The sequence below is a fragment of the Flagellimonas allohymeniacidonis genome, from assembly GCF_004296335.1.
Lineage (GTDB): Bacteria > Bacteroidota > Bacteroidia > Flavobacteriales > Flavobacteriaceae > Flagellimonas > Flagellimonas allohymeniacidonis.
In genome coordinates, this window is the sequence record NZ_SGIU01000001.1 from 212127 (window position 1) to 237774 (window position 25648).

General features: G+C 40.2%; 18 protein-coding genes. 8 read left to right on the forward strand and 10 right to left on the reverse strand.

Annotated elements, in window-relative coordinates; all coding sequences use genetic code 11:
* Nucleotides 1–10: 10 nt before the first annotated feature.
* Nucleotides 11–1204 (reverse strand): LamG domain-containing protein, encoded by a 1194-nt coding sequence (locus EW142_RS00860; RefSeq protein WP_130608314.1) that lies wholly within the window; start codon nt 1202–1204, stop codon nt 11–13.
* Between the two features lie 38 nt (nt 1205–1242).
* Here EW142_RS00860 and EW142_RS00865 point away from each other — a divergent pair, with 38 nt between their 5' ends.
* Together EW142_RS00865 and EW142_RS00870 are read left to right on the forward strand one after the other, a co-directional pair.
* Entirely contained in the window at nt 1243–2547 is a 1305-nt protein-coding gene (locus EW142_RS00865) for a hypothetical protein (RefSeq protein WP_130608317.1), read from the forward strand.
* A 126-nt stretch (nt 2548–2673) separates the two neighbouring features.
* Nucleotides 2674–3240, forward strand: coding sequence for an isochorismatase family protein (locus EW142_RS00870; RefSeq protein WP_130608320.1), 567 nt, complete (start codon nt 2674–2676; stop codon nt 3238–3240).
* Between the two features lie 129 nt (nt 3241–3369).
* Here EW142_RS00870 and EW142_RS00875 read toward each other — a convergent pair whose 3' ends face one another.
* The 4 genes from EW142_RS00875 to EW142_RS00890 form a co-directional block, all read right to left on the reverse strand.
* Nucleotides 3370–4233, reverse strand: a complete 864-nt coding sequence (locus EW142_RS00875; RefSeq protein ID WP_130608323.1) for a helix-turn-helix domain-containing protein — start codon at nt 4231–4233, stop codon at nt 3370–3372.
* Between the two features lie 84 nt (nt 4234–4317).
* Nucleotides 4318–5037 (reverse strand): putative quinol monooxygenase, encoded by a 720-nt coding sequence (locus EW142_RS16825; RefSeq protein WP_130608326.1) that lies wholly within the window; start codon nt 5035–5037, stop codon nt 4318–4320.
* Nucleotides 5038–6259: 1222 nt separating this feature from the next.
* Nucleotides 6260–6967, reverse strand: a complete 708-nt coding sequence (locus tag EW142_RS00885; RefSeq protein WP_130608329.1) for a LytR/AlgR family response regulator transcription factor — start codon at nt 6965–6967, stop codon at nt 6260–6262.
* Complete coding sequence (locus EW142_RS00890; protein ID WP_205783206.1) at nt 6964–7974, reverse strand: sensor histidine kinase; 1011 nt, start codon at nt 7972–7974, stop codon at nt 6964–6966. Before EW142_RS00890 ends, EW142_RS00885 begins: the two co-directional genes overlap by 4 nt.
* Before the next feature lie 206 nt (nt 7975–8180).
* Here EW142_RS00890 and EW142_RS00895 point away from each other — a divergent pair, with 206 nt between their 5' ends.
* On the forward strand, nt 8181–10565 hold the full coding sequence (locus EW142_RS00895; protein ID WP_130608334.1) for a TonB-dependent receptor: 2385 nt from the start codon (nt 8181–8183) through the stop codon (nt 10563–10565).
* Nucleotides 10566–10806: 241 nt separating this feature from the next.
* On the opposite strand, the gene EW142_RS00900 is transcribed toward EW142_RS00895, so the two are convergent.
* The 5 genes from EW142_RS00900 to EW142_RS00920 form a co-directional block, all read right to left on the reverse strand.
* Nucleotides 10807–11880 (reverse strand): bile acid:sodium symporter family protein, encoded by a 1074-nt coding sequence (locus EW142_RS00900; RefSeq protein WP_240740124.1) that lies wholly within the window; start codon nt 11878–11880, stop codon nt 10807–10809.
* A 37-nt stretch (nt 11881–11917) separates the two neighbouring features.
* The gene (locus EW142_RS00905; protein ID WP_130608337.1) at nt 11918–12931 is read right to left on the reverse strand and encodes a sugar kinase; all 1014 of its coding nucleotides are present in this window, start codon (nt 12929–12931) and stop codon (nt 11918–11920) included.
* A 31-nt stretch (nt 12932–12962) separates the two neighbouring features.
* Nucleotides 12963–15275 (reverse strand): chondroitinase-B domain-containing protein, encoded by a 2313-nt coding sequence (locus EW142_RS00910; RefSeq protein WP_130608340.1) that lies wholly within the window; start codon nt 15273–15275, stop codon nt 12963–12965.
* A gap of 10 nt (nt 15276–15285) precedes the next feature.
* Nucleotides 15286–16233, reverse strand: coding sequence for a sugar phosphate isomerase/epimerase family protein (locus EW142_RS00915; protein WP_130608343.1), 948 nt, complete (start codon nt 16231–16233; stop codon nt 15286–15288).
* A 135-nt stretch (nt 16234–16368) separates the two neighbouring features.
* Nucleotides 16369–17076 carry a ribonuclease activity regulator RraA gene (locus tag EW142_RS00920; protein WP_130608346.1) on the reverse strand — a complete coding sequence of 236 codons (708 nt, stop codon included), beginning with the start codon at nt 17074–17076 and terminating at the stop codon, nt 16369–16371.
* A gap of 103 nt (nt 17077–17179) precedes the next feature.
* On the opposite strand from EW142_RS00920, the gene EW142_RS16945 reads away from it, so the two are divergent.
* The 5 genes from EW142_RS16945 to EW142_RS00945 all read left to right on the forward strand — a co-directional run bounded on the left by EW142_RS16945 (nt 17180) and on the right by EW142_RS00945 (nt 25445).
* Nucleotides 17180–19207 carry a polysaccharide lyase family 7 protein gene (locus EW142_RS16945; protein WP_130608349.1) on the forward strand — a complete coding sequence of 676 codons (2028 nt, stop codon included), beginning with the start codon at nt 17180–17182 and terminating at the stop codon, nt 19205–19207.
* A 43-nt stretch (nt 19208–19250) separates the two neighbouring features.
* A complete protein-coding gene (locus EW142_RS00930) occupies nt 19251–19601 on the forward strand; it encodes a cupin domain-containing protein (RefSeq protein ID WP_130608352.1) in 351 nt (116 codons plus the stop codon).
* Nucleotides 19602–20039: 438 nt separating this feature from the next.
* Entirely contained in the window at nt 20040–23216 is a 3177-nt protein-coding gene (locus EW142_RS00935; RefSeq protein ID WP_130608355.1) for a SusC/RagA family TonB-linked outer membrane protein, read from the forward strand.
* A gap of 10 nt (nt 23217–23226) precedes the next feature.
* Nucleotides 23227–24540 carry a RagB/SusD family nutrient uptake outer membrane protein gene (locus EW142_RS00940; RefSeq protein WP_130608358.1) on the forward strand — a complete coding sequence of 438 codons (1314 nt, stop codon included), beginning with the start codon at nt 23227–23229 and terminating at the stop codon, nt 24538–24540.
* Nucleotides 24541–24737: 197 nt separating this feature from the next.
* Nucleotides 24738–25445, forward strand: coding sequence for a FadR/GntR family transcriptional regulator (locus tag EW142_RS00945; RefSeq protein WP_130608361.1), 708 nt, complete (start codon nt 24738–24740; stop codon nt 25443–25445).
* Nucleotides 25446–25648 lie beyond the last annotated feature (203 nt).

Sequence of the window (25648 nt, forward strand, 5' to 3'; positions counted from 1 at the left end):
TTTTGATTGATTATGGTTTGATTTTGGCAACGAAGCCCCAATTCGTATACTGGTTCCTTCCAAGATACCTGAACCCCTTTCCGAAAAAGGCGGCATCCCCCTCTGCGATTACAACAAGTTCATTATCGCCCTTTTTGAAGGGAAGCCCGACCGTATATGTACCATCAAAGACCCTTTCAAACTTTATTTTTTTGTTTGCAAAAAGGGTATTGCCATTAAGTATGATTTTGATACGTCCCACAAAATCAAAATCGAGGTGTTGGACGGCTGCTTTATCAGATTCGATATTTGTCTTCGCTACAACCACTCCGTTTGGATATTCAAAGTATTGGGCAAAGTTCACATAGGCATCCTCAGGGATATGGATTGACTTCCAGTCATCGAGAGCTTGGGCCTGCTCCAGAATACCTTCAAAATGCTGGGCAGTTGTGTCTTGAGAAAACTGTCGGGATATTTCCCATTGGGTCAAAAAGCCTGTTTTAGTTTGTGAATTTTCTTCCTTTTCAGGAATAGCCAATGGTCGATAGGTAATGTTCGCAAAATAGGATGGGCCGAAAAGGCTTCTAAGTAAGAGCCCTCCACCATTTATAGGGTTTTCCAAAATAGGGATGTCCATTTTGGGCTCGGGCTCACCATTGACGAAGACCTTCAGGTTGTTGCCCCTGACCTCAAAAGCGGCATGGAACCATTCTAGGGATTTTATATCCGCCTTAGTCTCATACACCGGATAATTATAAAAGACCCAACTCAGGGCACCGTTATAGATGGGTATGTACTGAATGGCTTCCTGTGTATTTCCTAATCCGGGCCGAAAGTAGATGAACTGATAGTTCAATCCATCCTTGGCATGGAACCCCAGCCCTGACATCACCTTTCCAGCAATATCCATTTCCACCCTGAAGTTTTTGGTGTTCATCCCTTCCAGTAATGCGATGGAACGGCGATTGCCGTCCAACATCAAGGCCTTTCTCCCTTTGAAAAGGGTATCCATCACCATTACATCTTCATTGTCTTCGGAGTATACCGTATATTCCTCTGATTGGAAGATGGATTTTTGGGCATTCACGAACATCGTTGCCAAAAAGACGATAAACAGTAAATTAGTGTAACGGATTTGCATGGTGGTTGTCTTTGTAGATATGGGGCCAAAACTATAAGCACTTTTGCATTGGGCAGGGTCATTTTCAAACCATTTTTCAATCATTTTAGATTCACTTGCACAAACCACTGATAATCAGCAAAATGACAATATTGGATAAAAGGCTTTTACAGGATGTTAAAAAGAAGATTGCTGTAGAAGCCAATCTTAAGGACACGGAGGCTTGGTCCCAAAAAGACTTTGACTTTCTTTCCTATTTCATAGAGGAACGGAGCGATTGCAGGTTGAGCGTATCTACCTTAAAACGGATCTGGTCAAATGACCGCCAACGCCTTCCCCACATTTCTACGCTGGATGCCTTGACCATTACGGCGTATGGAAAAACCTGGCAGGTGCTCAAATCTGCTTCTTTGTCAAATATAGCTGTGCAACAGAACAGCTCTTCAAAACCCACTTTTGTCAGACACTTTAAAAAATTAAATAAAGTGGGGGTGGTACTCTTGGTGGCTATCCCGGTATTTTTAATCCTTATCGGGGGTGATGGAATACTTCAAAAAAAACGGTACACCACGAAGGAAACTGCCAATGTGACTTTTGGCCATAGAAAAACACTTGAAAATGAATTGCCAAACACCGTGGTCTTCACCTACGACATTGAGGCCATTGATGCCAATCGCTTTTTTCTACAGCAAAGCTGGGATCCCTCTAGAAAGGTGGAAATTTTCAAGGGTACTCAGCAGCGTACGGACATCTATTATGTTCCGGGCTACTTTACGGCCAAGCTCTTTGCTGATGATGAAATTATCAAAGAGATGCCCGTTCATGTGGTATATGAAGATTGGTTCATGGCGGCAAGACAGCCGATGTCTAAAATCTTCACTTTTGACAAGAACCTTTGGCCAAAAAAAGATTATTTGTCAATAGACAAAGAAACACTTGCTAAGAAAGGAATCGATGTGCATAAGGAATTTCAATTGGCCTATTATTATGTCAAGGATTTTATGGTCAATGGCGATAATCTTACTTACAAAGGTTCGTTCAAAATGGACCCTCTCGAAAATGTAGATTGCCCCATCTTTAATGTTCATCTACAGGGAACCGAGGGCTATTATTGGATCATGATAGGCAATAGGGGTTGCGGAAGTGAACTTCAGGTTAGGGTCGGTGACACCTTACATGATGGAAAAACCCAAGATCTTACCCAACTTACCATCCCGATATACGGATGGAACGGTTTTGAAGTCCAGACCATCGATAAGGAAATGCAGTTGAGCCTGAACGGAACCGAAGTTTTGACGACATCGTATGAGGAAGCCATCGGTGATATTATGGAAATCAGCTTTTTCTTCAATGGTTTGGGAATGGTGGACGATATTGAACTTACCGATGGCAAGGGCAACATCAAATTCTCAGATGACTTTGAGTTTGGTATTGGTCAAGTTCCATAAATAGGCCGCTTTAAGGAACTTTGAACTTAAACAAAAAAGGTCTTAATTGTTTATTTTTATTCGGTATGTAGTGCGTATATAACTAATAATCATATAAACTTGTTGGCAAACATTTAGATCAAATTGATGAAAACTAAAAAAGCCCTTTTGGTAATTGATATGCAAAAAGGTTCTTTCACACCTAAAACTCCACGATTTGATACAAGCGGAGTTGTAAACCGAATAAACGGACTTGCGGACTTATTCCGAAGGATGGGCTTTCCAGTGATTTTTATCCAACATGACGGAAATGGAACGGGGGAATTTGAAAAAGACACTTGGGAATGGGAATTGTTGGACGAACTTCAAACCGAAAAAACGGACATCAGACTGGACAAATATGTAAACGATGTTTTTTACGAATCTGGACTTCATAGAAGGCTGATGGACTCGAATGTAGGGGAGTTACTAATTACTGGTTGCGCAACGGACTTTTGTGTTGAATCCACAATCCAATCCGCTTTGACCAAAGATTTCGATATTACCGTGGTATCAGACGGACATACAACAGGAGAAAGGCCTCATTTAAGGGCAGAAAAAGTAATCGAACATTATAATTGGGTGTGGCAAAATATGATTCCAACAAACGGAAAAATAAAAGTAGAAAGCTACGATGGAATTATAAAAACGTTTGCCAACAACTTGTATAGCTAATTACGGCTGAATTCTTAATCGGAATACCTTGCAATATGCTATATTCGGTTATGGAAGAAAAGTCCGTTGGACGTTTTCCGCAACGAACCATACACCTAACGTTGTGAGCAACCTCAAATAAAAAAGAATTTATTCAGATTCTAATTTCGCAAACCCAACCGTCTTTCTATAAATATCCGGTGAAACTCCCACCTTCTTTTTAAAGAATCGGCTAAAATAAAACTCATCATCATAACCTAAATAAGCAGCTATTTGCTTAATAGGCTTAGAGGTTAAATATAGTTCTCGCTTAGCTTCTATGATAATCCTATTTGAAATTAAAGAAGAAGGTGTCAGATTCAAGTATTTCTTTACAATTCCTGCTAATGTTTTTGAACTAACACATAGTTTGTCAGCATATTCCTGGGGAGAGTGCAACTTACAATAGTTGCTCTCAATTGCATCTACCAAGTTTTGTAAAGTCTCTGATTTAAAATCTGAAGTGCGTAGTACTATCTCCTTATCAAATTGTTTCTTTTGCCTTACCGCTTCTATCAAAAATACTTTTAAAAATGCCACCAGTACTTCATGCTGAGCGATTGAGTCTTTGTCCATCTCTTGCGAAATTTGATCAATCAAATTAATAAACAGACTTTGATCACTTACGGTGAAATAGGGCAAACCATGAAAATTATTGAAAAGGAGTCCCTCAGTCTCTATTTCGTTTTGATGTCTGTACGTGCAAAAGAAATCGGGATGAAAATTTAATAAATGACCATAGCACTTTTCTTTAGAACTAAACATGAATGGTTGATACGGAGCCAAACAAACCATTTGATTTTCTTGCAATTTAAAACTCTGAAAATCAACACTTAGTTCATAGCTAATTCCATTTAACAAAACGATGGAATAATAATTTCTTCTTTGTAAATGATCAAACTGACTTAGGTCATTGAACTCCTCTAATCTAAAAGCAAGTTCTCCGTTTTGTTTGTCTATGATTATTTGGGCCATACTAAATCAAAATTTATGTTTTTAGCACCATTCAAAATTAAAAATAAAGGAGCGCAACAAGCACTCCTTTCTTAAAGCAAATATTTATTTTGAAGCTAAAATGTTTACTTTTTGAATTGCCGAAGGTTCAAAACCTTCCAATATTGCAGGTGCATTCTCCATCAATGCTGCTGCTACTTTTCCTGTCAAATGCGCGTCTCTGCCGCTATCATTTGCAAACGTATCGAAAATGGCATATGTCTCTTCATTGATTTTGAAAGCATACCAGGATAAAGTCGCTGGCTCATCACTTACTAAAGACTTCCCTGCTCGTAAGAAATCTTCTACTGATACTGTTTTTCCTTCTTTGGCTTTCATAATCACCAACAATCCATTATTCTGATTCCCGGCTTTATGATTGCTTGCAATAACATCAATAGTTTTAATGTCTCTGCTAGCTTCAAAATCTTCTAAAATATCTGCTGCATTGGACAATAAGGCTTTTGCCACTTCTCCTTTTAAGTGCATTTGTCTGCCTTCCTCAGCTTCAAATGTGTCATAAATACCGAAGGTTTGTTCATCTATTTGAAAGGCAAACCAAGATTCAGTTTTTGGTTCAGCATTCGCCAATGATAAACCACCCAGAAGAAATTCTTTTACTTCTTGCTCTTTACCTTTATTAGCTTTCATTATTACTAATAATCCGATTTTTTCGCTCCTTGTGTTGTCCATAATATTACTTTTTTGAATTTGAGAAAATGATTGAATTGATATGCCTAGAATTAGGGCTAGGCCAGTTAACTTGATTAAATTTTTTACTTTCATTTAGGCTTGATTTTTGTTACACTGCAAATGTGTGCCTAATCAAGAAGCCTTGGAATGGACATTAGAAACTAAGGCATGGACAATTTTCCGGAAACATTTACAAATGAAGAAAGCTCATAACAAAGTGTATAATTAATTGCGGTCGGATTTCCCAAAATGGAAATCCTTGCAATTAACTATCTTCAGTACAGACGGACATTTTCCGTTGGAAAAGTCCGCAACTAATAATACACATGACTGTTATCGGTAATTTTTTCCAGTGTCGTAAAAGGAACCATTCTTAGGAATCTATACCTTCCTTCCAAAGAGTTTCGTTAACTCGCCACTTTACGGCACTATCCCAAAGAAAATTGAGCAACCTGCTTGCGCGTGCCATTTTTGGTCTTTTTTAGTGGTTTTGTTAATTGACTTTTTGTAAGACACTTTGGACTTAGAAACTCTATTCAATAGAAATAACCAGAAGATAATGGAGCTTTTGAACCGGTATATTTAAAATACGTCATGACCATTTTCAATTAAAATGGTTTCAATTGGAATCATTTGGAACGATTTGGTATTTTTACCCTAGCGAAAGCCGATTTTTGTCGGTCAATATGCCCAATCCGTAGCCCTATCGGCAAAAAATTATTGTAAGGGTTTGGTTTTCAGGGTTATAGAATTCAAAATCGAATCCTGCCACCCCGACTTTTACATAGTTTTATCATTTTAAAGTCCTGATTTTCAGGACTTTATTTTTTTAAAAACTACAAAGGCGACCAAAAATACCCTCGAAAGTTACCTATTCGGTTACCTTGGATATTTATTGGTTTCACAGGGCCTATGTTTATGAGCCCCTACGGGATTTGGATATTTGGCATCCTCGTCGAAATAAAGTTATGGTTGACTAACCATCTTATTTTAATTCTTTAGTTGATTCAACTACCACTAAGTTTTGGTAGTTCCATTTAATATGAGGCAATTTATTTCTATTTGTCAATAAGGTTCGTCGGGCAAATCTCCCGACTTTAGGTTAACCCTTTTATCTGCTTTTTTGAAGTGTTTAGTTTAGGGTAACTAAGTAGCCAACCCAACTGCTAGATACAAATGGTGTTGTGAGCGAGCAATTACATAAAACTTTGGTTTTCTGCTGTTCTATTTATCTAGATACTATTTAATCTAAAATAGTCTCCATAGTTTCCGATGATTCCAAATAAATCATGCTCAAATTGTAAACCAGATAGACCTATTTCAGAACTTTCTGCATAAAGTCTTCCTTATAGGCTCGACCTAAGGGAAGTTTTACCCCTCCTTTCAGGCAGATTTGATTACCTACAATTTTTTCAATCTTATCGGTATTTATGATGTATGATCTGTGAATACGACAAAAGGTATTGCCAGGCAGTTTTTCCAACCACAGGTGAAGGGGGTCGCTCGAAACATATTTTTTGTTGGCCGAAATAATCTCTGTGTAGTCCGAATCTGAGGTGATATAATGGATGTCATCGATGTTAATCTTTACGTGCTCATATCCTGACTTGATATAAATTTCTTTCTTGGGAGATGAAAGCTCGTCAAAACTATCTTCCTTTTGTGTTGCTCCTGTCTTACGTTCCGACACCTTGGTTATCGCTTTCAAGAACCTTTGGAAGGAAAAGGGCTTCAAAAGATAATCCACGACATTGAGCTCATAACTTTCCAAAGCGTATTCTGAGAATGCTGTGGTCAATATGACATGGGGAGGATTGGATAAAGTCTTCAAAAAATCAAGGCCAGAAAGTTTTGGCAAGTGGATGTCAAGAAAAACTAAATCGATAGGTTCAGACTTCAAAAATTCCATGGCAAGTAAGGCATTTGAAAAAGTGCCCTTCAATATAAGGGTACCTGTGTCCTCGATATACTTTTTGAGTATACGCTGTGCAGGCGGTTGATCTTCAACAATAATGCAGGTCATGGGCCAATCATTTTTTCCAATTCCATAGACAGGTTCACCTTGTAGCTCTTTCCGTCATTATGGATTTTCAGTTCATGTCTGTCAGGGTATAGCAATTGCAGACGTTTCTTGACATTTTTAAGCCCGATACCGGTAGCTATTGTGTCCAAGCCTTCGCTTGGCGCATAGTTATTGGCGCTATGAAAGTGCAAAATATCCTCTTTCATTTCGAGCTCTATTGCAATTTCAATGTTTTCCGACTGACCCGCTTGGCTATGTTTAAAGGCGTTTTCGATGAAAACTATTAAGATCAATGGGGCTATCCTATAACCTCGTTCAATACCTTTTGCATCGAATCGGACAATGCCCCTATCCTCAATCTGTAATTTGTTCAACTTGATAAAGTTATGTAACTGTTCCACTTCTTTATCCAATGGAACAAACTTTTCCTTACATTCATACAGCATGTAGCGCAGCAGTCCACTGAGTTCGAGTATTATTTCTGGAGTCTTTTTGGAACCTTCAAGGGCATGGGAATAGAGATTGTTCAGATTATTGAAGAGAAAATGAGGATTGATCTGCGTCCGTAAAAACTGAAGCTCGCTTTCCTGTACGGTACTTTTAAGTTCTTCAATCTGTTCCTGTTTTTGGAGTGCATCCCATCCGAATTTAAATCCAGCAAGTATGGTAATGACGGGAAGAACGCCCATCAATGAGAAGACAATACCGGGAAATGATTTGGCCCTTCTCGTTCCCGGATAAAAGATTTGTTCAAGGAACAATTCTTCCAACCCAATGACAGCTGCAACAATCAGGAATACGTACCCAAAAAACAGCCAATATTTCTTACGGTACAAAAAATGGGGCATTAGCCAATACCCAATGAGCCATGCGGCCATCACATGTGTTGTAAAGAAGGCCACTTGGGACCAACGGAGTCCAGGATTCTCCCGGTCAAAAGAATAGAACAGAAAGACCAGAACAATCAAAACTATCTGAAAGATAAGTTCCCTTCTTGAAATAGACATAATCATTATAAGATTGGTCTAAAAGTATTCCAATCAAGTTAGAAAAAGAAAAGATATCCAGTGAACGACGGATATTACACCTTATACCGCAAAACTTTACTTGTATTTTCATCCTGTGCCGTTTGCGGCAAAAGGTGAGTCGTTCGCGGTAAAAAGTTTTCTTTCCCTCTATTTCTTGTTGATTTTTGACCCAAAATTTCACAATCATGAAAATCTGGAAAGCATCGCTTTCGTTTACCCTCTTTTTCTTGTTCCTGTCCACCATAAAGGTTACTGCGCAGCAAGGCACGGTTACCTATACCGGAAGGGTAGTGGACAAAAGTTCGGGCCAACCCGTTGCCTATGCCACCGTAATGATAGCTGACAACGAAACCCAGGAACCCATAACAGGCAGTACAACGTTGGAGGATGGTAGTTTTTCGTTGGAAACCAGTGCTTCCAACTATTACATAGAGATAAGTTTTATTGGTTTTGAAAAGAAAGTGATGCGTCCCTCGGTGTCAAATGGGAAAACAATCGATTTGGGTATTATTGGAATTGAAGAGGACGCGCAGCAATTGGAGGAAGTGGTTGTTGAAGGCGAGGTATCACAAACGGTCTTCAAACTTGATAAAAGGGTGTTTAATGTGGGAAAGGATCTGAGCACAACGGGGGCAAGTGCCTTGGAAGTGTTGAACAATGTCCCCTCTGTCAATGTGAACATAGAGGGACAAATCAGTCTACGGGGTAGTGAAGGGGTCCAAGTACTTATCAATGGCAAGCCCTCTATTTTGACCAGTGATGAGAACAATGCATTGGGTACCATTACAGCCGACATCATTGATCGGGTAGAGGTTATAACCAATCCATCGGCCAAATATGACGCTGAGGGTACTTCGGGCATCATCAATATTGTGCTTAAAAAAGAAGAGAAAAAGGGATTGAACGGATCTGTTTCCGTGAATACAGGGGCACCCAACAACCATAGTGTTGGCATCAGTTTGAACCGCAGGACCGAGAAATTCAATTTGTTTACACAATTGGGTGCGGGCTATCGAGAACTCCCCAATGAGGTCACCGTGCGCAACACAGACCTTACGACAGGGAATGGCATTCTGTCCAATGGCGATGAGTTCCGCAATGAGACGTTTTATAATTTCATCTTGGGAACCGATTATTATTTCAACCCTACAAGCGTACTTACCCTATCTGGAAATTTTGCCCTTGAAATAGAAGATCAGCCCTCCACGACCAATTTTGCAGCTCTGGACAGTTCAGGAGATTTTACGTCAGAATGGGAACGAACAGAGGTTACCGATGCCAGAAATCCCAAGTTTCAATATGAGTTGCAGTACAAAAAGGATTTTGAAGATGATGAGGACCATGACCTGCTTTTCAGCGCTTTGGGCAATTTCTTTGGTAAGGACCAAAGTTCAGAATTTTTGGACGTCACCCTCTCTGGAGAGGACAGGGACGCAGAGCAGAATACGCGTACGAATTTTCAGGAATCAATATTCACCTTTAAACTGGACTATACCAAACCGTTCGCGGATAAATTTTCCGTGGAGACAGGCGCTCAGTATATTCTCAATGATGTAAGCAACGATTTTGAAGTGCAGAATCTTGAGAATGGACAGTTCGTCACCAACCCTGGATTGACCAACATATTTGAATTTGACCAAAACGTACTGGGAGTCTACGGGACAGCTGCTTATGAAGGAAAGAAATGGGGGTTAAAAGCTGGCATGCGTTTGGAAAATACCGATTTGGGCACCCTTTTGGTCAACACGGATGAAGCAAATGACCAGAACTATACCAACCTTTTTCCGAGTGTACATACCTCATATAAGTTTTCGGAGAAAATCTCCCTTCAAGCAGGATATTCCAAAAGGATTTATAGACCAAGATTATGGGACCTGAACCCTTTTTTCAACATACGGAACAATTTCAACTTTCGACAGGGGAACCCCAATCTGCTTCCCGAGTTCACTGATTCCTATGAAGTCACGGGCATCTTTTTCATAGGGAAGACCTCACTGAATCTGGGATTATACCATAGGTACACCACCGACATAATTGAGCGTATCTCGACTTTTGAAAACAATGTGAATATCCGAAGACCGGAGAACATAGGAACCAACAATGCTTGGGGAGTAGAGTTCAATACTAAGTACAGTCCTGCCAATTGGCTGACCTTCAACCTAGATTTCAATTACAACACCTTTGCCCGGGAAGGTAGTCTGGATGATACCGTTTTCGATTTCAGTGCAGAACAGTGGTCTTCTAAACTACTGACCAAAATAAAGCTACCTTGGGACATCGACTTTGAAACTACAGGCAACTACAGATCTGCCTTTCAAACAGTGCAGGGAGAAATAAACGAAATTGCCTTTTTGAATTTTGGGGTAAGAAAAAAGATAATGAAGGGCAAGGCCGTACTGAACTTAAGTGTCCGCGATGCGTTTGCATCCAGAATACGTGAAAATCAGATTGTACAAAATGATTTTGAAGTGTTCAACCGAAGCTTCAGGGCAAGGTTTGTTGCTTTTGGGTTCAGCTATGGTTTTGGGAAAGGTGAGGCCATGCAATATTCAGGAGGAAGAAGAAGATAACCCAGTTTTATTTCTCAGGATACTTCTTATAAACTTCTTGACAATTAATAATGGCAAATTAAAAGACTTTCGCCACCGAATAACATCTTTCCTCTAATAAAAATTGTGCATCAAGCTAAATAAGAAATAAAACAAGGTATGGCAAAAATGAATCCATTCTGTTTTAGCATAAACGCAAATAAAATTTTCATTCGAAGCTATGAGTGGATAATAGAAATGGTTTTGTTCTCAACAAAGAGACTTATTTCTTCCTCTTCCAGACGGTTGCCAACGAGGAACCAGAAATATTCATAAGTGGACCAAATACAGCGGGTGCCAGCCCCATGGTGGCGAGGCGCCCCATCTCCAAAGCGATTCCGGAGGCGAGGCCGGAGTTCTGCATACCTACTTCAAAAGCCACTGTACGGGAAGATTTTTCATCAAGCCCCAGCAGTTTACTCCCGTAATAACCCAACAAGTATCCAGAGAAATTGTGAGCAATTACGACCACGATCAATACGAAACCAATGGATAGAAGGGAATCCCTTCCCGAAGCAGTAATAATGGTTATAATAATCGCAATTGCAGCCATAGACACAATAGGCATGGCTTTGTCCAACCATTTGAACCTGCCGTGGGCGAAATGGTTAAAAAGAAGTCCCGCCAATATGGGAAGAATTACGATTTTGATAATACTCCAAAACATGGCCAAAAAATCAATAGGAACAAGTTCATTGGCCAAGAGCTGCATAAAAAAAGGCGTCAACAAAGGTGATAACAAGGTTGAAACCGCGGTTAGGGTAAGGGATAGGGCCAAATTTGCCCCAGAAATGTAAGCCATAACATTTGATGCCAATCCTCCAGGAGAACATCCTACTAGAATGATGCCCGCGGCAATTTCAGGAGGTAGCCCAGATAATTTGGCGAGCCCAAACCCAATAAAGGGCATAATGGAAAACTGTGCAATCAAACCGATTAAAACCCCTTTGGGCATCTTAACTACCCCAACGAAGTCTTTGATGCCCATAGAGGTTCCCATACCGAACATGATGATAATCAACATGGGAACAATCAATCGTGTTAGTTTGAACGACCCGATTTCAAGAAAGAATTGAGGGTAAAATAAAGAGGCGGCAACAGCCGCAAAAATCGAAATGGTAAATGAAAACCCTTTTAATTTTTCAAAGGCATTGAATGCTAGTGCCAGTACCATGAAAAACACGATGACTGCTGGAGCTAGATAATCATATTGATCAACAGACCATAGTAGGACAGCTATTAGCCCTATTAGGAAACCTAGTCTTAATGCCCATTTTCCAATATTCTTCATTTTCATAGAGAAAAATAAATCATGCTTTTAGAAGTTGTAAATGCTATCTTTTGATTGCACCGGAAGTATCCCCTTGGGTTAAACTAGTTACATTTTTCAAAGAAACCAAGTTGACGTCACCAAGTACGGTGTGTTTAAGTGCACAGGCGGCCGATGCAAAATTTAGTGCTTCCATATCACTTTTATAATGTAGTAACCCGTAGATAAGTCCTGCAGCAAAGGCGTCACCGGTGCCCACGCGATCTATTACAGGAGTGATGTTTAGGGTATCCGTTTTGATATACTCGCTTCCATTCCACATTTTTCCCTGAATTTGCTGATGGGAGGCGCTTACGGATTTTCGAGTTTTTCCCACTACTTTCTCAATTTTTGGAAAAGCATCCATAAGTGATTTGGCAGCTACTCGAAACTTATCACTCGATTGTCCAAGCCCGAACATCTCTCGAATGCCCCTGCTACTGGTAATGACGATATCGCAGTCTTGGACCAATTCTGGCATTACCTCTTGCATGGTCTTTCCATATTTCCACATGTTGTCCCGTGAATTAATGTCGCCGGAGACCCTTACGCCCCTTTTCTTTGCGACCTTGATGGCATCCAAGCAACATTGGGCCGCTCCTTCGGAAATGGCAGGAGTGATACCTGTCCAGTGGAACCAATCTGCATCTTTGAGCACATCTTCCCAATCAATCATTTCCGGTTTGATCAACGAAAAAGAGGAGCCTTCCCGTTCATATATCACTTCGCTAGAGCGGTGTACCGCTCCTTTTTCCAAAAAATACTTACCGATCATGGTGTCCCCATAAATAACATGTTCTGTACTGAGCCAATGCTTTCGCAGAAATTGGGTGGCAGCTTTTCCCAAAGCGTTGTCAGGAAAGCGGGTCACGTGTGCAGCCTTCATCCCGAGATAGGCGCATGAAATAGCTACATTGGCCTCTCCGCCCCCATATACAAGTTCTAATGAATTGGCTTGGGCAAATTTTTCGTATCCCGGTGGCGAAAGACGCATCATTACTTCGCCAAATGTGATTACTTTTTTAGGTAGAGAGTTCATTTTTATTTTTTTTGGCCAAAATGATGGATGTTCAATACATCAATTTTAATGGCAGGTTTTGTTCAATTATAATTTGACCTGAATTTTCTAAGGTATTATTGGATTCAGAGTTGTTCTTCGCACCCCACAAAAGAGCTACCAATTTTACCCTGTTGTTCTGAAATGTATTGTTTGAAATGTCAACATTGATTATACCGTACGTATGGATCAAAATGCCATTCTTTTCACCTGCACCAGAATTTTTGAATGTTGAACCCTTTACAATCAGGTTTCCACCAACCGTGGATTCGTCATACCCACCTCGGTAATAATCGATGACGTTTTGATTCACTTTTTCAAATAAACAGTCAATAACATGTAGGTTTTCAGCATTGTACTCACCCCTATCATCGTCTTCGGAGGAGAGTTCCAGTCCGTTTTTGCAGCTTCTTAGGAGAGTTGACTTGAACTCAATTAACTCTGAGAAGGAGTGCTTGTAGGCCTTCAGTACATATTCAAAGTCCGATATTTCAGAATCCACAACTTTTAGATTATAGAGACTGCCCATGTTTTCTTTTAGGCTGGCAAATGCATAATTTTTGCCTGAACCCTGCAGTCGAAGAGCCTTTAATTCAAGTTGACCTTTAGGATTCATTTCAAAGGCTGGGGTACCATTATCTCCATCATATACAATTAATGATTTTTGACGTCTATCCGCCGATTGAATTGTCAGTGTTCTATTGATTTTTAGGGGTGAGTGAATTTCGTATAGGTCCGAAGCTAACAGAATTATGTCTCCATCATCGGCGTTGGCAATAGCCGCGACCAGCTCTTCAGAGCTATCTACGATATGTGCTTTTGGGTCTGCTTCCTCAGGATTGGGATTGAACCATTCAGGGCCGTATAAAGAAAGGTCCATAATGTTTGGTGGTACTGGATCAGTATCATTTACGGCACCTATCATATTTTCATGTGCTCTAGAGTGACCCAGTAAGTCTTTGGAGATCTGGTCGAACTCGAATCCCTGATAGGCTTTGAAACCCGGTACGTTTGAAGAAGGTGTCCAAATATTTTCTTCCAACTCATCCATGGAAAAATCCATCAATTTGAGGCCTTCAACATCTTCAAACTCCACCTCTTGATTGTTTATGACATTGCTTCTAAAATCAATACCATCTATTGAATCGTACCGCATAATAGGCGTTTGATCTCCCTTGGAATTAAAAATAATATTATTGGCCATAAGGGTTCGTATAGGTGTTTCTGATCTAATCTCAGAAGGAGGGAGGACATCTTTCTGGTCAACATTGGAGCCTACTCCAATCTGCCAAGGCGATTTGCAATCGACCCAAGTATTATAGGCTACCACCACATCGGTAACTTGAATATATCGGTTTATGGCAGACCTTCTAATTCCATTCATTAATGCCAAGGGGGCCCTAAAGACCTCTCCATGAAGGTTGTAGAAATAATTATTGGTCACCCAGTGGCCGGTTCCTATGAGCCGTATCCCGCCAATATTGGGTGAATCTTCCGCTCCAATAAAATAGTTGCCATCAATAGTACAGTAGTTTCCATGGCGAGTAACTAAAGACCCCTCACTTTTATAAAAAACATTGTTTCTAAATTCATTGAAGTTGCTTTTGCTAGATATGATTTCCACTTCGCCATTGCATTTTTCAAAAAAATTGTTGGCCACCAAGGTATTGCTTGGCGACATTGAGGTGCTGCTGTTGCCAAGTTGTATGGTTTCAGCGCTGGGGCCTCCTTTTGGGGGCCTTGGGCCAAAATGGTTGTTGATAATTTTGTGGTAGTTTTTAATATTCTGATTCCCCTCGATATCTACTCGTACTGTTGGCCCCCTATTTGATTTGCCCGCTAAATAGCAATGATCGAATTGATTATGGCGACCTTTAAAAAGCACCCAGAGATCTTGTATATTTTTTTGGGATTTGTTATAGTCCTTTATTACGCAATTGGTCACTCTGCTGTGGTTGGCCACTGTATCTTCGTTGATGAAGAATTGAATGACCGACTGGGAGGGGGAAGAACCATTTTTAAAGTAAAGTCCGTTAACCACCAAATAGTCACCCCCTAATTTCAAATCTGAATGTCCCGTTAGGATGACTTCACCTGGAGTTTCTGCGCGAAGTGTAACGGGTCGGTCTTTGGTGCCATGCGCAACAAACCGGATTTGTACATCTCGCCAAGATCCGTTGGTCATAACAATTTCAGTTCCGGCTTCGGCATTTGAAATCGCTTCGCTCAATTCATGCGCATTTGAAACCAAAACCGAGGTATCGGTGTTTTCTGGACTGCAATTGACTATTACAAGGAACAATGCTAGTAGTGCTAGGTATTTCATATTGATTAGTTTAAGCTTCTTCCCAAAATTTTTGAATGGCGTTTAAGTCTTTTTTTATGGCGTCGAAGACCACTTTTTTATCTACGGTAATTTTGTTTCTGCCTTTTTCCGCTCCACCCAAAGGATATTCTAGATGTAATGATGTAGGTGGATTTAGACCATAACCTTTCAAGAGTTTGAAATAACCATTAAAGTCTACCATGCCTTCTCCAATAGGGACATTTACAACTTTCCATTGGCCATCTACTTTTCCCCACTTAAAATCTTTCAGTACAATGGTCTTTATGGAACGATGAAGTAATCTAAGTCCGTTCCTCCAAGACAATCCACTGTCGACCATAGCATGACGAATATCGTACTGCGTTCCGAAATAGTCTAGGTCAGCGGCTTTGAGCAGTTGTTCCACCTCCCAAAAGGAAGCACCAATTTTTGTTCCCGCATGGTTTTGGTAGCATCCTATGATATTGTACTGTTTATTTACCTCTCCCAGTTCCTTTATCCTTTGTTGGAAAAAGGCCATAGATTTTTGCATGGACTTACCATCTAGATATTCAAACCAGTTACTGCGATAGAATTTTATGCCAAGTTTGGCTGCCATTTTTATGGTTTTAATATCATGGTCGTTAGCAACATCACCAATCGCAGTGGTTATAAGTTCACATACCGCCCCAACCGCTTTAATATCTTCAACGGCCTTGGGTAAATCGGTTTCCACATTTTCGGGTAGTACATGACCTTTGGGGCGAACGGTCAAATCTAAACCATCGAAGCCCAATTCTGCCGAAATTTGAGCTGCTTCCTTTACATTCAAAAAGTGCAAATGCTTGGAAAACAAATGCACATTCAGTGGCCTATGGATTTTTTGTTGCCCAAACAAATACAATGGAAAGGGGGCCAATGGGGTCAACGCTGTGGCTGCCCCTAAATGCTTGATGAACTTGCGTCTTTTATTAATCATATCTGTTAATGGTTTATTGCCTTTATAACTAGTATTAAAAGTGAGATCCTCTAAGCATAAAATGGCAAAAAAGATAATTATGGTTGTATTTAAGACCTCTTGATAAAGAGTGCACTAAGGGTAAATTCACATGTCTTAATTCATTTTTTTCCACGTCTCAAATTCTTTCAAGGTTTTTGCATGGGTAGGTGGATAAAGCCCTATAATGGATTTTCCTTGATTAACTTTTCCCATCACAAATTCTTCAAATAAGGTCATTTGCAAACATTCTTCGGCGACTTCCTTGGCTATGTTTGCCGGTATGACCATAACCCCATCATCATCACCAACAATAAAATCCCCTGGAAATACGGCTACATCGCCACAACCAATCGGCTCATTTACTGCAATTGCCTGGTGAAGAGTTAGATTCGTGGGCGCAGAAGGATTTTGGTGAAAGGCCGGAAAATTTAAATCAGCAATCTCAGCCGAATCGCGGAAACCACCGTCGGTAACGATTCCTGCCGCTCCTCTTATCATAAGTCTGGTTGCCAAAATGGAACCTGCCGAAGCAGCACGGGCATCTTTTCTACTGTCAATCACCAGCACGTGTCCTTCAGGGCACTCTTCAACTGCTACCCGTTGCAAATGTTTAGGATCTCTAAATACCTCAATGGGGTTTAAATCTTCACGAGCAGGAATGTATCTTAAAGTATAGGCTTGCCCCACCATGTTGGGTTTCCCCAGTTTGAGTGGTTTGACTCCTTGAATGAATTGGTTTTTTAGCCCTCTTTTAAACAGACAAGTGGCAATGGTGGCAGTACTCACTTGTCTCAGTTTTTCAGCTGTTGATTTTTTTGCCATGTTTTCTAAATTCTGTTGTTGTTTGAAAGCTTTTTATGTTAAAAATTTGTTAGTGTTACAAATATATGTATTTTTGGTAAACCAATCTGGTTAACCAATTTTTATGAACAAGCTTATATTCCCCATATTGTGCAGCTCTTTTTTACTGATTATAGGATGTAAAAACTCTAATAATGTTTCTAAGAAGGATGTTGCAACACCTAATGCAAATGAGGTTATACCCTTTTTCCAACATTGGAATCTAATCTTAGGTGATGGTTCCAATGTAGGTCAGGCAATGGAATATGAGAATGAAGATTTCTTTTTCACCGCCCAGGATGACCAGGGCGATTGGGTCGTGTTTAAAACCCCTAATGCAGGGAATACCCATGGCACTTCCAACAATACAAGAACAGAACTGGCACAACTAAAAAAATGGACGCCGTTGACGGAAGCTAAAATGAATGCTACCTTGAAGGTAATGAATGTGTCAAGTACAGGTGATGCCCGCGTTGCTTCCACATACTCCGTTGTGGTTGGGCAGATTCATAGCGCGGATGGGCATGAGAACGAACCGCTAAAAATATTTTACAAGAAATTTCCAGGCCATACCAAAGGTTCCGTCTTCTGGAATTACGAAATCAATACTGCGGGTGATGACAATTCAAAAAGATGGGATTATTCCATTCCTATTTGGGGTTATGACATGTCTGTTGTTGGAGCAGATGAAAACACTTTTCCACCAGAACCAAAAGATGGTATCACTTTAGGGGAAGAGTTCAGTTATGAGGTTGAGGTTAAGGACGGAATAATGTACCTTAAATTCACCAGTGAAGGGCATGAAACCAAAACATTTACCAAAAATCTTATCTCATCGGAATATGTAGAAAAGGTAAATATACCGGAGCAAGTCCAAAACCTCTTTGTACCTGTGGGGCAAGACGGTATTGAGCTTGAAAACGCATATAAAGATGAAGGGCTCTTTTTTAAATTGGGATGTTATAACCAAACCAATGGAAAAGACCCTAAAGTAAATAAAGTCTGGTGTTCAGGCGCCGAAACCCATGGTGGAGATATTCAAAAACAATATGCGGACGGGAACTATGCTGAAGTTTGGTTCAAATCAGCAAGTATCAAAGTCAGTGATGAGGCTATTTCGAATGCGGGGTATTTCAAAGCAAATGACGGCTTAAGTTCAAAAACAGTTTATCCAAGTGAGGTGATTCCCTTCATGGATAAATTTAAAATGCTTACGGGAGATGGAACCAATGTGGAAAATCTTGTCGACTTCGAACATAAAGACTTTTTCTATACTGTAATTGATGGTACGAGACGTTGGGTAGTCTATAAAACACCAAATTCTGGTGTCACTTCACCAAATTCCAGCAATACAAGAACAGAGTTACAGGAAAAAAGAGAATGGACGCCCGAAGAAGGAGGTAAGCTAACAGGCACCTGCAAGGTCATGCAGGTCTCCGTTTCCGGTGATGCCAGAGTTGCTGCCTCTTACTCCGTGGTCGTTGGACAAATTCATAGTGGTGAGGGGCATGAAAATGAACCCCTAAAAATATTTTATAAGAAATTTCCAGGTCATGGTAAAGGTTCTGTCTTTTGGAATTATGAAATCAACACAGCGGGTGATGATAATTCTACGAGGTGGGATTATTCAACCGCCGTATGGGGATATGATATGTCTGTAGTAGGGGAGGGCAAAAATAATCCTCCTGCTGAACCTATGGATGGAATAGAACTAGGTGAAGAGTTCAGCTATGAAATAAATGTATATAAAGGCATCATGTACCTTACATTTAAAAGTGATGATCACGAGACAAAAACTTTTACTAAAAATTTGATCAAATCTGAATACGTAAATCGTTCAGACCTACCAGCTCAAGTCAAAAAACTATTTGTGCCAATAGGACAAGATGGGACCGAACGAGCCATTGCCTATAGCGGAGAGTTAAATTATTTCAAACAAGGTGCATACAACCAAACCAATGGGAAAGATCCTGAAACCAATATGGTTTGGTGTGCCGGCGCCGAAATATATGGAGGTGATATAGCTAAACAATATGAACATGGCTGTTACGCAGAAGTATGGTTTAGAGAAGCAACTGTAGGTATGGGTACTCCTCCAAAACAAATTGAGTAAGCAAATCGGGTGATATTTTATAACCACTTAAGAACAAGACTATATGAAGACTTTTGGAGCAAGTAAGGAATTTATCAAAGGCGAAGACCTAGACTGGGAAGTAGTTGGTGAAGGCCTAAAGCGAAAGATTATGGGCTATGACGATAAGATCATGTTGGTCAAAGTTCATTTTGAAGTGGGGGCTGTAGGTCAGATGCATGAGCATTACCACTCACAGGTTACCTATGTTGAAAGCGGAAGCTTTGATGTAACTATCGATGGAAAGACACAGACGTTAAAAGGAGGTGATTCCTTTTACATTCCCCCTCATGCCATGCATGGTGCGGTCTGCACCGAGGCAGGGGTTTTAATTGATGTGTTTAGCCCCATTCGCGAAGATTTCATGCAATCCTAGGACTGGAAAAAAGAAACTTTGTTGATTTATTTCTTGTTTTTTTTAAACAGATTAAATAATTCCATAAAAATTTAACATTTAAATGCAGATATCGTTTTTTATTAACGAATAGATAACATATATTTGGTCTACCAAACTGGTAAACCAATTTGGTAGACCAATAAAATCTCAACAAAACAAACCGATTACACTTGTATTATATGGAACGAAACACAACATAAAAAAAGGATAGGTGCACGCCTATCCTTTTAAGAGATTACTTCTTATGAGAGGGAAGTAAAATTCAACAAATACACATAACATGCAAATTTGAAGAATTCAAAAGTAATCAAATTCCCTGAAAATTTGCTGACTAAATGTGGTAAGCTGAACTGATTTGTAAGCATTCCTGAATGGAATTTGCGATTGAACTAACTTTTGAAATTAACTGAATAACAAATGAACTTAAGAACGAAACTAACAATAGTTGTAGCGCTGCTGGTCAGCATACAACTGTTTGCTCAAGAGATTACAGTGACGGGTACCGTTACTGATGTAAACAATGTGCCCATTGGGGGTGCAAATGTCGTTGTTGTAAATACCACAAGGGGTCTGCAAACAGATTTTGATGGGAACTATAGTATTGTAGTTTCTTCAGGCGAGATCTTACAGTTTTCTTACATAGGTTATGCAACACAGACCGTAACAATTACCAATCTAAGTGTTATTGATATCGTCTTGCAAGAGGATACCAGCCAGCTTGATGAGGTAGTGGTCATTGGATACGGTACGCGAAAAAAATCCTCTTTGACCGGTGCTGTTGCCAAAGTGGAAGGCGGCGAAATTGCAGCAATTCAAGCTAGTCGTGTTGATGATGCACTTGGAGGTAAGTTATCCGGTGTCTTGATTCAACAACAGGACGGAGCCCCGGGTGCAGACCCCAAAATACAAATACGGGCGGCATCCTCAATCAACGGTGATGCTAGTCCACTTATCGTAGTTGATGGCTATCCCATTTCAGGAAGTTTGGCAACTGTCAACCCAAATGACATTGAAAGTCTGGAAGTGTTGAAAGATGCAGCATCTGCCGCTATTTATGGTTCTAGGGGTGCCAATGGTGTGATTTTGGTTACCACCAAAAAAGGAAGACAGGGTAAGCCCAGTTATTCCTACAGTACTTTTTTTAGCACTTCAAACAGGTATTTAGGAGATAATGAAATGCTCAAAACCGCTGGAGAGTGGGCTGATATCCTAGAGGATGGTATATCAAGTGGCAGATATGATGTTTCTGAATTGGATCCCGCCTTTGTGGATTTCAAGATAAACGCATACAGAAATGCCCCTGACGTAGAAGCGGTCGAGGATTGGCTTTTTCGAAACGGGTACACTATGAACCACAACTTCAGCATGAGTGGAGGTACTGAAAATTCCAATTACTTCGCTTCTATTGGTTATCAAAACACTGAAGGTATTGTAATTACACAAGGTTTTGAAAGAGTCAATGCACGTTTAAATATCGACACCAAGTTAGGCGACAGATTCAACACAGGATTGAGCTTCAACGGATTTGCATCGAAAAGGGATATTGTAGGTCATGATATGAGAGACCTCTTAAGGGCCTACAGCATACATCCCATATACCATACCGAAGCATCTATTGCGTTTGTGCAACAACTAGATCAACAAGCGCAAGCTTTGGGGCTTGCCTCATTTGACTCTGGTTTTAGGGGAGGTGATGCCCCGTGGAACAATAGTATATATACCTTAGAACCAGGTGATACGGCACAAGACTGGCATTACGGTAGAAGCGGTAACGGTATTGGTGGGTCAGGTGATTCGGGTCCAGCAACAAAGTTGGACAATACAGATGCCTGGCAAAAGACCTATTTCGCCAACCTAACCTCTTATTTCCAATTTAATCTTTTTGATGGTCTGAACATAAAAACCGTATTGGGTGCAGATTACAGGGACACTGAAGACTATGCCTACAGAGGGCTTGAGTTTGATTCAAGAGCACGTGGCACACAGACCTTTTTAGACAGGGAAAAAGTAAGACGGACATCAATTTTGAGCGAGACCACCTTAAATTATGCCAAAACCTTTGGCAAACACGAGATATCCGCAGTAGCTGGACTTGAATTTCAAAATTTCTTCATCACAGGTACAAGACTGGATGGAACAAATGTTCCGTTTAGCGATATTATCAACTATAACTTGTTAGACCCTGCAGATATTACGGTAACCGAGCGAGACGAAACCATAGCAAGGCGAAGTATTTTTGGAAGGATAAACTATGCTTATGACGATCGCTATTTGTTTTCGGCATCTGTGAGAAGGGATGGAGATTCCCGTTTTGGGGCGAACAACAAATACGCAACGTTTCCGGCACTTTCCATTGGTTGGAATATTCATAACGAATCGTTCTACAACTCAGACTTTTTGAGTTTGATAAAACCAAGGTTCAGTACGGGGTCTTTAGGAACTACTTCTGACCTAGGGGCTTATAATTCCTTAAGTCTTTTAAATCCACAAGCAACCATATTTGGCACTGGATTTTTGATTCCTTCCGATATTCAGAACGATGACTTGACTTGGCAAACCAATACTGAGACCAATTATGGTATTGATTTGGGTTTCTTCAATAATCGAATTCGAATAGGGGCAGATTACTATACCTCGGATATAGAAGATATTTTGATCAATCAAAGTGTATCTGAAGTTTTGGGGACTACTTCAATTCGACTGAATGCAGGGGATGTTAGAAGTTCTGGTTTTGAACTTGAACTTTCCGCTTTTGCTGTACAAAAGGATGATTTCACCTGGGACATTGGTGCTAACATATCTACCGTGAATACAGAAATTACCGATTTACGTGATGTGGAAGCACTACCCGATGTAATTTATGGACAGAGTGGTAGAGGACCCGTATTTCGAAATTATGTCGGTGGTGAGATTGGTGAAATGTGGGGATTGGAAACCGCAGGTCAAGTGGATGACGTTCATATAGCAGATCCCACGCGCGCTGTTGGTATCAACAGTTCAGAATATTATGTGGTTGATCAAAATGGTGATGGTGTTATTGACAGAACAAGAACAGTTGAAGAAGGTGGAGACTTGGTCAAAATTGGTCAAAACACACCTGATTTTTACTATGGTTTGAACAGTGCAATTCGGTTTAAGGCCTTTGACATGTCATTTCAATTTCAAGGTGCTCAAGGAGGGGATGTATTTAACATTGATCCCATCTACTGGCAATCAGAATTTGGGGGTAGGCTAAGAGCCAGTTTTGATGCCGATGACAATGGCATTGAGGATGCTACGGGCTTGTTTTATACCCAGTCAAGAAATCAACTTGATGCACAAATACAAGATGCATCTTATCTAGCGTTGCGAAACCTGACCATCGGGTATACCGTAGACCCTGATGTAATCAGCAAAATAGGTTTAAGCTCTGTCAGGGTTTATGCTGCGGCTACAAATTTATTGTACCTGTGGGGTGATGACTATACCTCCTTTAACCCTGAAGGTGTTGAAATTACCAATGGTGGTTATTTGGGTCCTACAACCTATGGGGTTCAAGTAGGTGCAAGTCCTATTGTTAGAAGCTTTACGCTTGGTTTAAATGTTAATTTTTAAATAAGGAAAAATGAAAAAGCTATATATCTTATTGTTAGGGTCAATGTTGTTCACAGCAGCATGTGACAACGATTTAGATCAGGTTCCACCAAACATTGCCAGTTCAGATTCTTTGGATGATTTTAGTGGTGTTGTGAATGCTGCATATTTCTATCAACTGGGTGCAGTTACGCCAATGGCGGTCATGGGGGACTTTAGGGCAGATAACGCATTAATGGACGAAGAACCATTTCCTGAGTTTGATAGGTATGGTCCAGATTTGACAGTAATGGAAGACCAATTTTTCGGTCCCTTCTACACGGCTTTGTACAAATCAATATTAAGTGCAAATAATGTGATTGAAAATTCCACAGATGCCACTGATATTGGTGAGGCAAGGTTTTTAAGGGCTTTGTCCTATTTTAAATTGGTTCTGGTTTTTGGTGACGTACCCGTTAATTTGGTCGCTAACCCCAGTACCACTGATTTATCAATTTTTGAGAGGCAACCAATAGCCGAAGTTTACAACAATGTCATTATTCCTGATTTTCAAGATGCAATTGCGGCTTTGGACAACAGCGATGTTGCTAGTGGAAGAGCTTCGCAAATTGCGGCTCAGGCGTTGCTGGGCAAGGTATACATGCATAGGGGAGATTTTGGCAGTGCGGAGCCACTTTTGGCCACGGTCATAAATGGGGCGGCTTCAGCCGGAATCAGCTTGCAAGCTAACTTTGCCGACATTTTTCTAAATGATTTGAATTCAGAAGTCATATTTGCAACCCAAGTATCAAGTTCAATAGTCGATGAATATGGTTTTTCTGAGTTTTTCTCATGGTTTGGTGGTCTTGATACAAAATCTTTAATGCCGTTAGATCCAGATTTGATAGCAGCTTTTGATGCTAGTGAAGTTGGAGGCGGCACTGATTTAAGAAGAGTGGTAACCATTGATGAGACGCTTATGGCCTCTCCAAAATATCCACAAACTGGGGGGGAGGATCTCGATTGGATTGAAATGAGGCTGGCCGATGCTATTCTGTTATATGCCGAAACCCTAAATGAGAATGGAAATACACCTGGCGCATTGGTAGAATTGAACAAGATAAGAACTAGGGCAGGTTTGGCCAATTCCACGGCGGTAACACAAGTTGAGGTCAGACAAGCCATTCAAGATGAAAGAAGATTGGAATTGGCCTTTGAAGGCCACAGATGGTTTGATTTGGTGAGAACAGGTACGGCCGAAGCAGAGATAGGACAAACAATTGATAGCAATTATTTTTTGTTTCCAGTTCCCATCTCAGAAATACTTGCGACCAATGGGGTGATTACCCAAAACCCTGGATACTAATGGCGACTTAAGAGTTGAATATGAGTAGTAATTATTTGAGTTAGTTTAGTTATTGAAAAGGCTGTTGGCAACACTTTTCGTCAACGGCCTTTTAACAACTCACCAAAGAAAAATCAAAGGCACGTTCACTTTGTTGGAGTAATTTTATAAATTTAACAAACCAATCTGGTTAACCAATTTAAAGGTCAATTAATACTATGAGAATTGATATACTGACAAAGAGCGAAATCAACGGAGTTCAAAAGGAAATCATTTCCAATCTCAAGAATTTTATTGAATATAAAAACTTGGAACCCGGTGATAAGTTGCCCTCTGAACGAATGTTGTCTGAAAAGTTTGGTGTTAGCCGAAGTAACATTAGGGAGGCCATTCAAAAGCTTGAATTTTTTGGCATATTGAAATCCAGGCCGCAAAGTGGAACCTTCATCGCCAATATTGGTAGAGTGGCCATGAGTGGAATGCTGGAAGATATATTGAGGTTGGAAGAGCCTGACTTCAAGTCCTTAGTGGAAACACGTATATTATTGGAACTAAAAACGGTACGTTTGGCTTCTTTGAGAAGAACAGATGAGGATTTGGCAAAAATGAGGCAGGCTTTGGATGCCTACAAAAAGAAAGTCTTGAATGGAGAGGACGCTGTTGAGGAAGACCTATTGTTTCATTTGGCGATAGCTCAAGCGAGTAAAAATAGCACCATGAATACGTTTATGTTGGTGATAACCCCAGAGATTATAACAAATTTTGAGAAGTATCATGTTTGCGATGCCAACCTTTCATTTAAGGGAATTCAAGAACATGAGGATATTTATGAGGCAATTAAGGAACAAGACCCGAAAAAGGCCAAAGAAAAAATGAAGACCCATTTCAGAGTCTTGTATCAGTATTGTTATAACATAAAAGAATGATTAGGGCAGTGAAAACAAAATTGCACGCTTTTGTTTTTACCATTTTAAACAAGTTAGAGGGAAGAAAACTTAACTAAATACGATAACAGTGACTATCGATTTGTAGGATTTACGTATCAAGTTTAAGTTTCAAAAGTTTTGATAAAAGGAGTGGTTTTGTTTAGTCCCATTTCTCCTTTCAGGAAACTCTTGTCGTATTTCCT